This window comes from Buttiauxella sp. BIGb0471 (assembly GCF_024807715.1).
Taxonomy (GTDB): Bacteria; Pseudomonadota; Gammaproteobacteria; order Enterobacterales; family Enterobacteriaceae; genus Buttiauxella; species Buttiauxella agrestis.
In genome coordinates, this window is the sequence record NZ_JANUEU010000006.1 from 268,770 (window position 1) to 282,152 (window position 13,383).

Below are 13,383 nucleotides of genomic sequence, written 5' to 3' on the forward strand. Positions count from 1 at the left end.
ATAATGTTGTTAAGGATTTTTTTGTGGAAGTTAATAAAATCAAAGTATTAGATACTTTTGCGGGTGCAGGTGGTTTCAGTTTGGGGTTTCACTTGGCTGGAGCTGAGATCATTGGCGCAATTGAAATTGATAGTTGGGCTACAGAGACTTTCTCATATAACCACCCAGAATCTTTAGTGATTAAACGAGATATATCATTATTTTCTGATGAAGAAATATTATCAACTTTTGAAAAAAATAAGCCAGATATCATTTTAGGTGGTCCTCCATGTCAAGGATTCTCTATTGCTAATAAGAAAAATGGTGATTTGAAAGATCCTAGAAACTCTTTATTTGAAGAGTTTTTAAGATTGGGTCGTCTCCTTTCGCCTGCTGTCATGATAATGGAAAATGTTCCTAATATATCTAAAGCTAAAACGGCAGAAGGAAATTTAGTAGTAGATATAATTAAAGATGAACTTTCTTCGCTTGGATACTATGTTTACCATGATATTTTAGAAGCAACAGATTATGGCGTTCCACAAATTCGTAAGCGCCTGTTCATCATTGCGTCAAAAAAAGAGTTAGTTTGCCCGTTCCCTAAGCCTACACATAATAAAGATGGTAATTATGGGCTTTTGAGAACCCCAACCCTTTGGGAGGCGATATCTGATCTTCCTAAGATTAACGCCCGCGAAGGTGCAGAAGAAATGAAATATAGTCTTCCCGCCGCAACAGAATATCAGAGATTACTAAGGGATAAAACCGATAAAGTTTTCAACCACAAAGCAATGAATCATTCTAAAAGGCTTGTTGAAAGGTTTTCAACAATGACTTGGGGACAATCAACCTCTGATGTTCCCGAGCACCTGAAACCATATAAAAGAAACAGTAAAGAAATTTCTGAAAAAGTATATGATCAAAATAACCGTCGTATGCATCCGCATAAACCTTGCCACACTATAGCTGCATCATTTTATGCAAATTTTGTTCATCCATACGTTAATAGAAATTTTACAGCTCGTGAAGGAGCAAGAATACAGTCCTTTCCAGATTGGTATGTATTTAAAGGGAAGCCAACAGTGGTGAGCCATAAGCTATTACAAAGGGAAGGGCGCATGGATGAAAAGTACTTATGCCAGTATAACCAGATCGGGAATGCCGTTCCTCCTTTGATGGCTAAAGCACTTGCAGAAAATATCTTGACAGAGGCTTTTGAGAAAGATGATAAAAAATAATGTTTTCGTTCATGGGAATAACATCAGTCAAAAACTGAATGGAAAAGTTAAGTATATTGATGCTCAATCAATTGAGTTTTTGAATGAAATAAATGAAAAATATCAGGACTGGAAAAATGAAAATTTAGCTTTGATTGGACCTGAATGTAAAATAGATCTTGAAAAAGATATTGAGACAATAAAGAAACGAGTCTGTATCCTTAATGAATATAAGGATTTCCTTGATCAACAAAAATATGCTGAACACTTTGATTCAAGGTCAAATTTACATTCCTCCGTTCTTGAAGAGTTCATGTTCTATTTATTTAAGGATGTAGTGGCTGAAATTAATCCTAATGCATTGATAGGGAAATCTCATTCGTTTAAGGATATATTTTTCCGATCTAGTTCATATGGGAAGATGGTTGAGCGACCATATGCGATAATCGAAAAAAAAGATCATGATTTTTCGATTGGGATAAGTGTATCTGCTAATATGAAATGCAATGGTTCAATTGTTGATGAAAATCATATCTGGGATATTCCTGCAGTAGCCATTGAATGTAAAACGTATCTTGACAAAACCATGCTGCAAGATGTTTCCACTGCAGCGGAAGAAATCAAGCTAAAAAATCCTAATGCAATGTATATTGTGGTTGCTGAATGGTTAAAACTTACAGAAAGTATTAACTTAAAAAAATATAAAGTTGATCAAATATATGTTTTAAGAAAACAAAAGAATACTGATAGAGAATTTCGTTATTTAGATGACTATATAAAAAATCCAATTTATGATGATGTTGTTTTTCATCTTTTTAATACAGTTAGAGAGTTTTTAATAAGTGATTGGGAAAGTGGTGTTAATTATGGCTTACATAACGGGTATTTGCTTTAAATATAGTTATGATTTCCGTGTTGACCTAATTAAATAACTATATTACATTATGCAATACCAGATATAATCTTAACTGAGGGTCATAAGATCCTTGGTTAATATCCTATGTAAAATATCTGTTAGTTATGATAACAACACTCCTAGCTCGATATTTTTCAGCATGAAAATTATTCATTTTTAAAGTATCTGGATTTCTTGTAAAGACAATATAAAGCACGTGGTTATTGGTGAGGTCTTTTAATGAGGAATTTCATATGAGTGTGTTGATCAGCACCAGCATCTTCTGAGGCTTGTTCAACAGCTCACCGACCTAAAAGCAAGTTTTAGGTCGATTCACCGTTTGGATGTGAAAAAGAAATTTACTGCGTTGGCCTGTTTATAACAGTATCGATATAGGCTTGACCCTGTGCTCGACATAATTGAATATCACTTTCATCAAGCTTAGGTAGCTCCAGCAAAATCCCATAGATTAGAGCCTTATCTACTACACTAATATCACAACCTAAGGCTTTGGCAACCTCTGCCCCAAAAATAATTTTTTGTCGGGTGTTTTCTTTTTTAGTTTGTTGTTTCTTTTTAGCTTCCAAGAAATATAAACGTTCCTGAGCTGAAGCAATTTGTTGCTTGATGTTTTTTACTGTCATAACTTTTCTCCCTAGTATTTATTTCTTTTAGAATAAGGGATGTCAGTATAATCATAATCACTGCTCAGTTTTTTCTTTATCGACTTAACACGAAATTTAAACTGTTGCATAATCTGGGATTGCTTTGCTTGTTCCCTAATTTGGCTTACTATTTTTTTTGCTGCTAAATAGGCTTGTTCTGTATCAGTGTAGATTCCATCATCGAGAAGTCTTTTCACTTCCCAGTCGATAGCTTCATCATTATTTTTATACATAGCACCTCCTTTTTATTATAAACAATTATTAATTAACATATTTTTGGATATTATCAATAGATATTAGTTTATATTTTCTAATTCACAAACTCATTAACCAAAGATTCATACCCCATATTATACCCCCATAAAGGCAGACGCTAAAAACAAAATATAACAACACCTCATAATATCAACCACAAGCCATTATATCTAACACTCTCCGTGTTACTTATTTTTGTATATTTGTTATTTTAATTTCACCCATTTACTTTGTTCTGAAAAAATTCAAATCTGTGAATTGTGCAACTGAGAACACTATCGAAAAATACACGTGATTATTATTTTATTGTCATCCCGTCTAATGGCGACATAAATTAACGCTTTTATTTCCCTTCGGACTCCACTAAAAAAGTATATGTATCATATTTCGTTAATAATTCGCCCCTTCATCCAGATAGCGCCTCTTAATTAGGCGTTTTGTTCTTTCATCGTTTTACAGTCATTAATATATTTTGTATTAATTAAGTAAGCGGTATTTACATTGTTATAAAAAACAATGCCCACCTATACACTCACTTCGTGAGCGTGTGGGGTCTACCGACGGTTGCATGCCGCAGGCTAAAAGAAAGGTCAACGTCAACATCAGAGTTTTTCTTACGAAAAACTAACAGCAGCATAGTTATATTTGAGGTTTGTATTTTATGGCGATTTTTCATCTGGATTTTAAAATTGTAAAACGTTCCGAGGGCATGTCTTCCTGTAGTAAGGCTGCTTATCATAACAGATCAAGAATCACAGATGATCGCACGGGAAATACATACGATTTTAGCCACAGAACAGATTTATCCCACCATCAGATATTAGCCCCTGCTTCTGCGCCATCTCATATTATTGAAAGCTCAACAACCTTATGGAATGAAGTTGAAAGAGTTGAGCGCCAAAAGGATGGGCAAACAGCCCGTTATTTTGATGTTGCTATTCCCTGTGAGCTTAACAATGCTGACAAGATAAAATTAGTTGTCGAATACTGCCAGAAAAATTTCGTTGATAAGGGAATGATTGCTGATATCGCTTTCCACGACCTCGACAGTAAAAATCCACACGCTCACGTTATGTTGACTTTAAAACCAATCACGGCTGAGGGCTTTACTAAAAAAGAAAGAAACTGGAACCAAAAGAAAAATGTATTACTCTGGCGTGAAGCATGGTCTGCACTCACTAACAGCTACCTTGAATCTTCAGGAGCGTCAGAACGTATTGATCACCGTTCCATCGATGCTCAACACACTGAAGCAATCGAAAGCGCAGCAATTACCTTGGATATTGAAGAAAAAGCGTTATGGCTGGCCAAGGCGACGTTAACCAGCCGTCCACCCATGCAGCGTATTCATCGTGCTAAGTGGAACAGTGCGGAGGCTCAGGAACAACGAGCTGCTGAACAGGCTGCTCGTGATGAGATAAAACAGGAAGCACTGACCACATACTATGCTTTCAAAGATTTGGATCTTCAGATCGTTGTTGACCTCAGGAGCTTCACAGTATCGGAGCTTCCTGAACCTATTGAAATAATATTGCCTAATACGGATTCTCAGTCAGGTTCATCGGAATACCAAACGCCTGTTCTGGTTGTCCCTGCACCTCATACACGCACTCAATTGAAAACCCCATCCTCTGTAAAAGCCGGAGCGATTAAACGCGCTCCACTCAAAAGTAAGAGGAAGCAAGTTAAACCCCGCCATGATGGTATCTTTAGACGTTTTACAGCATTAGTCATAGATTTTTTCAAAGAAAAATTTATCTGGGTCAAGAAGAAACCGGTTGTGGTTCGTAATGATACTGAACACGATAAACGCATTGCTGAAAACTACGTGTTTGATGAAGTGCAGAGTATCTATGTGCCACGTGCTGAGTTTGAGAGACGTGCCAGATTTAACGCTGATGACTACAAACCAACAAAAGAGGATATCACTCGTTTTCCAAGCCGTCCTAAACCGGAGCCACATGATGCTAATAAAAGTATAGTTATTGACCCATCCATATACCCAAGATATAAAAATACGAACAGGTTTCCGAAAATGAGGCCGCCAAGATTAGACGATGACGGTTGATTAATTTTGATGTGGCGAATATATGTCCATTAATAATCATGGAACTAAAACGAGGATATTCAAATATGAACAATGATGATATGTATGAAAAAAAATACCAAATATTGCGCCAGCAAAATCTTGATGCATGGACAGGTGAAGGATACGCAAGAGCGTGGGAGCAACTGAATCATATTTTTGATATGCTCAACAAAGAAAATCTTTTGCCGGCACCACCTGCAAAATTTCTTGAACTTGGTTGTGGCAATGCAGCGATGTCTTCGCAATTGATGGCGCAACAAGGCTACGATGTTTATGGCGTTGATATATCACCAACAGCAATAAAATGGGCTAATGAACGTTTTTTGTCATTAAACCTGAAAGGTCATTTTCATGTCGATAATATTTCCAACATTTCTCATTTTACCTCTGAAAGCTTCGATATTGTTTTTGACGGAAGTTGCTTGCATTGTATCAATGGCGAAGGCAGATTAAATTGCTTCGCAGAAATAAAACGTCTGATTAAACCAGATGGGAGTTTAATAATATCCACTATGTGTGGTCTGCCTAAGCAGCAAGAAGATATTAACAACTATAACTATGAGAACTATCAACTGTATCAAAACAATCAGCCATGGCGTACGCTAAAGCCATTAGATTTTCTCAAAGAAGAAATAATCACCTCAGGGTTTTCAATTCTGTATACTCATGTAAATGAAAACCCTTGGTGGGATCATGCTACTATTGTTTGTGTAAAACAAATAATAACTTAAAAATCAATAATAATTTTACTCTATGATATTTCTTATAATATAAAATAAACCACGAGTGTAGTTTAAATACAATAACGTGGTTTATTTATTACTTATAGCTACATTCTTCGCCTAAAAACAACATTATCAGAGAAAATTGCCTTACCAGCTGCAAACCCTACAGCAGCTATTATTGGTAAACTAATAGTTGCCCCTGCCATTCCCGATCCCATACCAATCATAGCTGACAGGCCGAAGGACAGGAATATAACTATAAAAGCATACCAGCCCGGAAATGTGCCATACAGCACTGAAGCTTGGCATCCCGTGCAAACGTGAACGCCACTCTGGCTTTCCTTAAAGCAGTATGGGCATTTAATCGTATTGTTTTCCATTTCTTAATCCTTAATTAATGGCTGATGGTGCCGTCTTTGAGGACAACGAGACGAACTGGCATATCGGCATTGTTTACTGTAGTGAAACCACGAACTTCGAAATTGTTGATAGTCCCGGTAATGCTTACCTTCTGGCTTTTCTTGTAGGTAAGCACAGCATCATCAAGGCCTGAGTAATACTTGATCCACACCATACCGCCGCAGTAGCTGGTATCTGATGTTTTGAAGAGCAGGTAATAATTTGCATGAGCTGCTTTTTCCATACCTGTCATCATATCGCTGGCACTCCTGCCTTTAGTGACTTCAAGAACAGTGGCATTAGCAATTGAGATCCGTTTACCCGTCCAGCTCTTCTCTGCTGCCATTGCATTTTCTTCATAGTCTTTGCAGACAGGACCAAGACCCGCAACTGAGGATGCCGGGCCAGAGCTTTGAGTTGAACCTGAAACACCCAGTGTTTTATCGACTGCACTGTTCAATGACGACAATGAAGAGTTAATCGCACCGTTAACACTATTCACGCCATCGTTAAGCTGTTGGCATCCAGACAGAACAGCAGCAGATAAAAGCAGCGGTATCATCTTCCTTACTTTCATACCTATCCCCATAAAGTAAAAGTTGCGTCAAAGACAGCCCTACCCGCGAGTGACCTTCACAGGGCTGTATAAGCTGTTTAATCAATTGATAGCATTCAATTATTTTTGCTGTTCGTCATATCGTTTGTAACGCTCAAAAACAAATCAATGATAGTTTTTACCTATCACAAGCACAAAATCGATCGATTAAATCAATTATAAAACCGATCAATAATTCATTTTCAATCGTTAAAAGCTATCAATATCAATTTATCGATCTGTTAAATCGATCAATTTAGCAGGTGAAATACAAGGGATAATGGGCATATAACGTTGAAGTAAATGGGTAGGTAGGGGCTAAACATTGTCGCTGCTATTACTAGCAAAATCAGGCATCATCGAAGGCTTTCGGAGCTGGCGTGATAAATCTTTGCGGATGCTTTTGTTTTGTCAGAGACCAATAATGGTCGTGTCGGCTTATCGGTGTAGGAAATATTTCGCTCATACAATTTAGCTCATAACATCAATGTTCTTATCGTTTCCTCATCCATTTGACTTATTTCTGTAATTAACTTTCTGTAAATATTAACTATTCGCTCTTCATCGCAAGCACTTACTGACTCAGACAAGAAATAAAAACCATAATCTTTAACCATGATATTACTGTCATTATCAAAGATGAGATTTATTCCAGTTTCATTTTCTTCTATATCTTTTATCAGGCAGGTCATAAATGAAGTTTTTTCATTAGTATGAAAAAGCGTAATAACCTTAATGTTGTTCATTTTATTTTCCCTTTTTTCTCTTTCTTTTTAATAAACTATTTCCACCCTGAAAATAAAATTTAACTTGTGCGTAAAAAATAACACTCCTGATGTTTTTATATTATTTTGAAAGGATATTTATCCTATGAGCTAAAGCTCATTGTGCTGGCGCACGGCTCCGCCCTTTTTCTGATCATCAACTTATTTACGCAATGGAAAAGTTCACTTCTTTATCAGGATGAAGATAAATCCAACCAAAAAAACAAATAATCCTGTTTGTATGTAATATTTATGTATTAATCTTTGCATTGATAATGTGTTTACACCGGGTTAGAAAACCGAACTGCAGGCAGCACATCGTGATTGTTGGCGACAATCACTCTGCTGAACAGGACTTGTTCCTGTTAATGATGGATTTATCCATAAAAATAGCGGCGAAGCCGCCAATAACGTAAGAGGAAAACAGGTAAGTATTCCATGCAGCACTTCGTGATTGTATAAAACAATCACCTGCTGTAATACACAGACAGGTAAATGATCCAGATAGTGTAGGAAGGTGCCATTGTGATAAGGCACTAATAACACATTCAGGAAAATTCTTCTCACCTGAGAAATTAAAATCGATCATGCATGTTAAATTATCGCTCGATTTCAAGACCAGAAATCTCAAACCACAATCAAAAAAATAGGTGCCTTTCAATCGGCACACTCTCCCTTTTACTATATTATACTTATTACTATATTACGGATGTTATTTTACATATAAAACAATGCATTACAGAAAAAAGGTTATGGTTTCCTATAACTATGGTTATCGATATCTATAACTCAGGTTATCGAAAAATATAACCAGCGTTATCAAAAACTATAACCTTTATTTCATGCTGAAACTATCATTTAAAACTGGCGGGTATTCCAGCCTGATTAAACTTATTTCAGTGTTTTAATATTTATCCATGTTCACTTACTCTGTGCTATGGACAGCGTTCCACTATATCAAAACTTTATCCATTTATTTTTGACTTTGTTATTGACGATAGTGTTTAATCTGTTATGTATATTAATAACAACAATAATAAAAGGAAAATACAATGACAACAATAGATTATACAGCCATTAATGATTTATCCCCTTTCGAGTTAAAGTTATATATCGATGACCACGATTTCAACAACGAGCAAAAAGTGCAGGTTTTTGAGTATTATTACAGCACACATAGAGACACAACGAATATCTATACTCGAAAGGAAAATATTAAATCTATAAAAAAAGATATCGACTACGTTCATATGTTTACCAGAAACTTTCAACAACTTGCTGACTTAGATATTTCAAAAAACGAACTAAAGGTTATTGCCAGAATCCTGAACATCATGGAGTTCGGAAACTGCTTTCATATCTCTCAGGCAAAACTCTGTCGTGAGTTAGATATCAAAAAATCCAATATGTCTCTTGTTTTTAAAAAACTCAAATCTAAAGGTATTATTATTGACAGAGGCGGCGATCTTTTTATGAACTCAAACATATTCCTGAAGGGACAAGCACATTCTATCAACGCAAAACAACGCCCTAATGTCAGGAAAGCACAGAAGTTTAATGTGAACGAAAATGTGGTATTTGAAAATGTCTATACTTTCCACACTGAAACCAGCATCAATGATGGTAAGAATAACAATCCCTCTGTTTTGACACCTCCTGAAATATTATTTTTCGAAGAGAATTAAACAGAATGAACGTGGATCGCAAATCAATATATCGCTTCCTTCGTTTGACACATTCCGTATAACTCTTAATATATAAATACCCACTATTAATTAACGAGGTATTTATGAAGCACTGGCCCGAACGCTTATCCGTGAGAAAAGTGATAATGAGATTGTCTCACTGGTGATTAAGCTACGTACAGAGGCTGCGCTGGAGCTTCAATGTGCTGTTGAACTCAGTCTTGAACAACGGTCAGAGTTTGCTTCTACTACTTATGAGCGTCAACAAGCGCCACGCCGTAAAATATCATCTTAAGATAATGGTTATCAGCCCCGTATCAGGGGCTAATACTGTTGACGCCATTATAACGACTCAGCTAAAACTTCATAATGTGTTTTGAACAGTGCTTGTTTGACTTCTCTGAAATCGACTTCTGCCAGTTTTTCTTCTGCATTTTCTTTCCAGACGGAATCACGAAAACATTTTTCAGCCATGATGATTGCCAGCCCGATAAAACTGTTGACAAATTCAGGGTCCATTACCTTAGTATAAATCACACGTTGCGTATCTTCATCTGCTAAGTTAAACATATCTGAATAGACTTGCAATGACATACCAAAGAACATACCTGTTGTTTCATTTTTAAAACTGATCATATTTTATCTCTCTTTTATTAAAGTTTATTGTTAACGTCATCTTTTATTAATGGCATTATAAATCTAAGGCATGCATCACCCTCATTGATAAATGATGGTTGATACTTGTTGTATTTACTTATTCGTCAGAACTTATGGTTTTTATTGGGAAAACATTTTTACAGATATACCTGTACGTAAAAGCCAAATGTTTTAAATGCTTTTTAGCCCTATCCGCATTAATATTTTTAAACAGGCCATATGCAGTATGTTCATTATGCCCCTCATAAAATAAGGCTTTCGTCATATCGATAATGATATTACAGAATCTGTTCATTTCATTTTTGTCTTTCATTAGTATATTATAATACACAGGCATTTCCTTCCTTAGCCTATGAATATTCTCGTTGAATAGCCTCTCTGCTACTTCATTAAACTGTGCTGTCGTTTTTATTTCTAATATCATAAATCACCTCATTATCGGGAGAAGTTGTTTTCTGTATAACCATTACGTGTGTTCTGGATTATATTTTCAATCCATACGTCGATTTCACTTTCAATAAATGCCACAGATCTTGCACCTGTTTTTACCTGAGAAGGGAAGTTTCCTTCTTTGATAAGATGATAGATCCAAGCCTTACAGAAGCCCGTTCGGGTTAACACTTCAGGTAGTCGAATGAGCCTTGCCTTTACTGAGTTTTGTTTGTTCATCGTTATCTCCGTTGTTGTTTCGATGGAGACAATTATCGCGATATTGCCTGTGATGTTCGAGGGATGTTCAGAACATTGATCTTTGGAGGAAACTGGGAGGTATTGAGTTCAGATGACGTTCACCCAGAGTGAACATCACCTGTTTTGAGAATCAGTCTTCAAATACGAGGTGATCTCTTATCTTTGCATCCTTCAGGTAGTCATTTTTAATGATGTAATCCTGAAAAGACTTAATGTAGGTAGGGGTTGTCAGGAAGTCTAAAGCTAACGGATAGTCAGTTGCTTTAATCAACTCTGCTGCACGGTAATCATCACTTTCACCGTAAAGCAATTCTTCGAGTTTTGAAAACGGGATTTTTGTGTCTTTGAGTTCTTCCCAGAAAATGAGATCCATCAGGGGGATCAATCTATAGTTGAGAACCTTTTTAAGGGTGCTGATACCAAAGCGATAATCCCTGACTTCCGGTTCTGGCGTTTTCAGTTGCTTCTTCCATTTGGGAATAAGCCCTTTGAGGTGTTCAATGAGTTCATCGCTCGATGCTTCCATAAGATTTATCGTGACAACAATACTGCCTTTGCTGTTTACGCCCATTTCGCTGAAGTATTGAGAAACATACTCAGAACCTTCACCATGTCCCTTGGTTTCACTGGCCATCTCCGCCAACTTCAGGGAAGCCACACAGTATGGGATTTCCCTGCGTTGAAGAGGGACAATCGCATAGCTGGATGCCAGTATGTTTTCTGGTGTATTTGTCTCACCACCAAACAGAACATCGCCACAAATGATTTTATCGCAATGGATAAATAATTGAGTTCTGCCAATGTCATCCAGCTCCGTGCATCGTTTCAACATGTTATAGCCAATAATGCGGCGATCAATCTCTACCCAGAACTCCTCCAGAGTGAGATCCCAAATGACGTCATAGTTATCGTATTTGAACCACGATAACGCATTCTTAAGTTCGCTTCTTTTCATCCTCTATCCTTTTTACTTGTAAAAAAACATAGTAACAATGGAAAAACAGCACGTTAAAAACGCTAACGCATTGAGGAAAGGAAGGAAAGTTTTATTGAGGCTATGTTGTTAAAGCTTTGTTCGAGCGCAACCTTTACTAAAAACTTCTCGGTGGGACAATTATCTGGAGTGCAATTTTTAGGCTTGCTAACCAGTGGGGACACGTTTTAAGCTGAGGGAATATTAATGAGTTATCACGCCGTTCGATTATCACCAAACGGGACAGTTGGTATCTTTGTTGGTATTTATTATTAATGTTTAAGTTTTATTGTTAACTAACAAAAGGTTAAATGCGATGTTCGAGTCCGGCCTTCGCACCAAATGAATGTTCTAGAACGTCTGTAACATTCAGTAACTTACTAAAAATAAAGCCGAAAGGATTTTTTGGTCCCAGTTCGTTCGAACAGATCCATTGCAATCCGGACATTGGTGGGGACGTAATTGGGAGCATCTTCACTTCGATTGAAAATAAGCCCCCAAAATGAAGCTCAACGCCCGCCAAGTCGAAACAGCCAAACTAAAAGAGAAAACCTACAAAATGGCCGAAGGTGGCGATTTGTATCTTGAGGTGACGAGTAAAGGATCTTAATACTGGCGCATGAAGTACCTGTGGCCAGTGGATAAGAAAGAAGACCTATTAGCTTTCGGTGTATGGCCGGTTGATCTTACCCAACATTCATGGACACGTTGCTAAGTGAGTTCCCCCCCCTTCAGCTATGATCTCGCCTTTCTAATTAAACTCGCTCGATCAAACGGTTTCCCATCCTCCCCAAAATACCTTTCCGGCCAAATCTCTGACGAATGCATCCCAAGTACCTTAGCAATCAAGAATTCACCTTTTGGCCAAGGTCGCGTTAAAGCTTTGGCCAGCGTAGATGAACTCAAACCAGCTGCTCGTGAAAGTGCTGCCAGCGATGTACCTTTCTTACGTTAACCCGCGATGACATCTGCCTGATGCCAATCGTTTGTCATGATTCCCTCCATTTATGCCTGTAACGGTGTTTATTAGATCGAGGGTTAATTTAGAAGGAACGAAAAGGTCTGGATACTACGAAGATCGTAGCCGCTCAAAGATGGAGTAAAAGAATTATGAAAAGCTAAATCACACGCAACAACCGAGCCGGGTTCCCCGCGTAAATCCCCAGCTTAACGATTTCCCTCTTTATTACGCTCCCGGCACCAATCACTGCGCTCCTACAGATTAGCGTACTCCGCACCCATAATCAGGTGGTGCCAATAATGCAGAGTCTTTTAATCTTCACGAACGGGCCGCCAAACTTCTTACGCCCTGCATATATAAAAGGAATAATAGGAGATGGCATGTTTAAGGTAGATCTCGCGGTTAAGAACGCCAACCTCGGCTTCGTGGAGGATATAAATGAGCGGTGAGCTAGAAAAATGTGTCTTCATGGGGCGCTTCTGGTGTTGCTGATATCAGTTATTACTGACTTTGAGGTGAGTTTATTAAGGGGAGGCGATCAGTTTTGTGGATAACATTGTGCACAACTGCGTATAAGGCGGGGTTTTGCTGTGGAATGCAGCAGTCAGTCAAATTACTGCATATTTAGGGTTGCAGCCTCAGAAGAACTCCCTATAATGCGCCTCCATCGACACGGAACATGTGAACAACATCACAGAGTCACGGCGGCGATGAGAGTCAAATATCCTGAAATTAAGGGTTGACTCTGAAAGAGGAAAGCGTAATATACGCCACCTCGAGTTAGCAAGCGAAAGCGCCTAACTCACTGCTCTTTAACAATTTATCAGACAATCT

The 13,383-nt window shown here is 37.6% G+C and carries 15 protein-coding genes and 3 pseudogenes; 7 read left to right on the top strand and 11 right to left on the bottom strand.

The features are described from left to right. Positions 1–23: 23 nt before the first annotated feature. Entirely contained in the window at positions 24–1,217 is a 1,194-nt protein-coding gene (locus M2371_RS18625; RefSeq protein WP_259268413.1) for a DNA cytosine methyltransferase, read from the top strand. Next, positions 1,204–2,091, top strand: coding sequence for a Bpu10I family restriction endonuclease (locus M2371_RS18630; protein ID WP_259268414.1), 888 nt, complete (start codon positions 1,204–1,206; stop codon positions 2,089–2,091). Before M2371_RS18625 ends, M2371_RS18630 begins: the two co-directional genes overlap by 14 nt. A gap of 359 nt (positions 2,092–2,450) precedes the next feature. Here M2371_RS18630 and M2371_RS18635 read toward each other — a convergent pair whose 3' ends face one another. Continuing rightward, complete coding sequence (locus M2371_RS18635) at positions 2,451–2,735, bottom strand: conjugal transfer protein TraD (protein WP_259268415.1); 285 nt, start codon at positions 2,733–2,735, stop codon at positions 2,451–2,453. 11 nt (positions 2,736–2,746) lie between these two features. After that, a complete protein-coding gene (locus tag M2371_RS18640; protein WP_259268416.1) occupies positions 2,747–2,989 on the bottom strand; it encodes a hypothetical protein in 243 nt (80 codons plus the stop codon). Between the two features lie 683 nt (positions 2,990–3,672). On the opposite strand from M2371_RS18640, the gene mobQ reads away from it, so the two are divergent. Both mobQ and M2371_RS18650 read left to right on the top strand, forming a co-directional pair. Next, positions 3,673–5,079 (top strand): MobQ family relaxase, encoded by a 1,407-nt coding sequence (gene mobQ / locus M2371_RS18645; RefSeq protein WP_259268417.1) that lies wholly within the window; start codon positions 3,673–3,675, stop codon positions 5,077–5,079. Positions 5,080–5,144: 65 nt separating this feature from the next. Beyond that, entirely contained in the window at positions 5,145–5,831 is a 687-nt protein-coding gene (locus tag M2371_RS18650; RefSeq protein WP_259268418.1) for a class I SAM-dependent methyltransferase, read from the top strand. A gap of 98 nt (positions 5,832–5,929) precedes the next feature. Here the strand turns inward: M2371_RS18650 and M2371_RS18655 are convergent, their stop codons facing one another. The 3 genes from M2371_RS18655 to M2371_RS18665 all read right to left on the bottom strand — a co-directional run bounded on the left by M2371_RS18655 (position 5,930) and on the right by M2371_RS18665 (position 7,565). Further along, entirely contained in the window at positions 5,930–6,205 is a 276-nt protein-coding gene (locus M2371_RS18655) for a hypothetical protein (RefSeq protein WP_072307984.1), read from the bottom strand. Between the two features lie 14 nt (positions 6,206–6,219). Further along, entirely contained in the window at positions 6,220–6,801 is a 582-nt protein-coding gene (locus tag M2371_RS18660) for a hypothetical protein (protein WP_072307985.1), read from the bottom strand. A gap of 494 nt (positions 6,802–7,295) precedes the next feature. Continuing rightward, positions 7,296–7,565 carry a hypothetical protein gene (locus M2371_RS18665; RefSeq protein WP_259268419.1) on the bottom strand — a complete coding sequence of 90 codons (270 nt, stop codon included), beginning with the start codon at positions 7,563–7,565 and terminating at the stop codon, positions 7,296–7,298. 1,070 nt (positions 7,566–8,635) lie between these two features. Here M2371_RS18665 and M2371_RS18670 point away from each other — a divergent pair. Both M2371_RS18670 and M2371_RS18675 read left to right on the top strand, forming a co-directional pair. Then, the gene (locus tag M2371_RS18670) at positions 8,636–9,268 is read left to right on the top strand and encodes a DNA-binding protein (protein ID WP_259268420.1); all 633 of its coding nucleotides are present in this window, start codon (positions 8,636–8,638) and stop codon (positions 9,266–9,268) included. Positions 9,269–9,395: 127 nt separating this feature from the next. Next, entirely contained in the window at positions 9,396–9,563 is a 168-nt protein-coding gene (locus M2371_RS18675; protein WP_404979410.1) for a DUF4756 family protein, read from the top strand. Between the two features lie 47 nt (positions 9,564–9,610). On the opposite strand, the gene M2371_RS18680 is transcribed toward M2371_RS18675, so the two are convergent. The 4 genes from M2371_RS18680 to M2371_RS18695 all read right to left on the bottom strand — a co-directional run bounded on the left by M2371_RS18680 (position 9,611) and on the right by M2371_RS18695 (position 11,570). Then, a complete protein-coding gene (locus M2371_RS18680) occupies positions 9,611–9,904 on the bottom strand; it encodes a hypothetical protein (protein ID WP_049646450.1) in 294 nt (97 codons plus the stop codon). A gap of 118 nt (positions 9,905–10,022) precedes the next feature. Further along, positions 10,023–10,349 (bottom strand): hypothetical protein, encoded by a 327-nt coding sequence (locus M2371_RS18685; RefSeq protein WP_259268421.1) that lies wholly within the window; start codon positions 10,347–10,349, stop codon positions 10,023–10,025. Between the two features lie 11 nt (positions 10,350–10,360). Continuing rightward, entirely contained in the window at positions 10,361–10,594 is a 234-nt protein-coding gene (locus M2371_RS18690; RefSeq protein WP_049646448.1) for an AlpA family transcriptional regulator, read from the bottom strand. 151 nt (positions 10,595–10,745) lie between these two features. Continuing rightward, on the bottom strand, positions 10,746–11,570 hold the full coding sequence (locus M2371_RS18695; protein WP_259268422.1) for a DUF6387 family protein: 825 nt from the start codon (positions 11,568–11,570) through the stop codon (positions 10,746–10,748). A 520-nt stretch (positions 11,571–12,090) separates the two neighbouring features. On the opposite strand from M2371_RS18695, the pseudogene M2371_RS18700 reads away from it, so the two are divergent. Next, positions 12,091–12,267 (top strand): annotated as a pseudogene (locus tag M2371_RS18700) (Arm DNA-binding domain-containing protein); the annotation flags it as partial. Positions 12,268–12,323: 56 nt separating this feature from the next. On the opposite strand, the pseudogene M2371_RS18705 reads toward M2371_RS18700, so the two are convergent. Together M2371_RS18705 and M2371_RS18710 are read right to left on the bottom strand one after the other, a co-directional pair. Further along, a pseudogene (locus tag M2371_RS18705) lies at positions 12,324–12,581 on the bottom strand (helix-turn-helix domain-containing protein). A gap of 125 nt (positions 12,582–12,706) precedes the next feature. Then, positions 12,707–12,811 (bottom strand): annotated as a pseudogene (locus M2371_RS18710) (N-acetyltransferase); the annotation flags it as partial. Positions 12,812–13,383 lie beyond the last annotated feature (572 nt).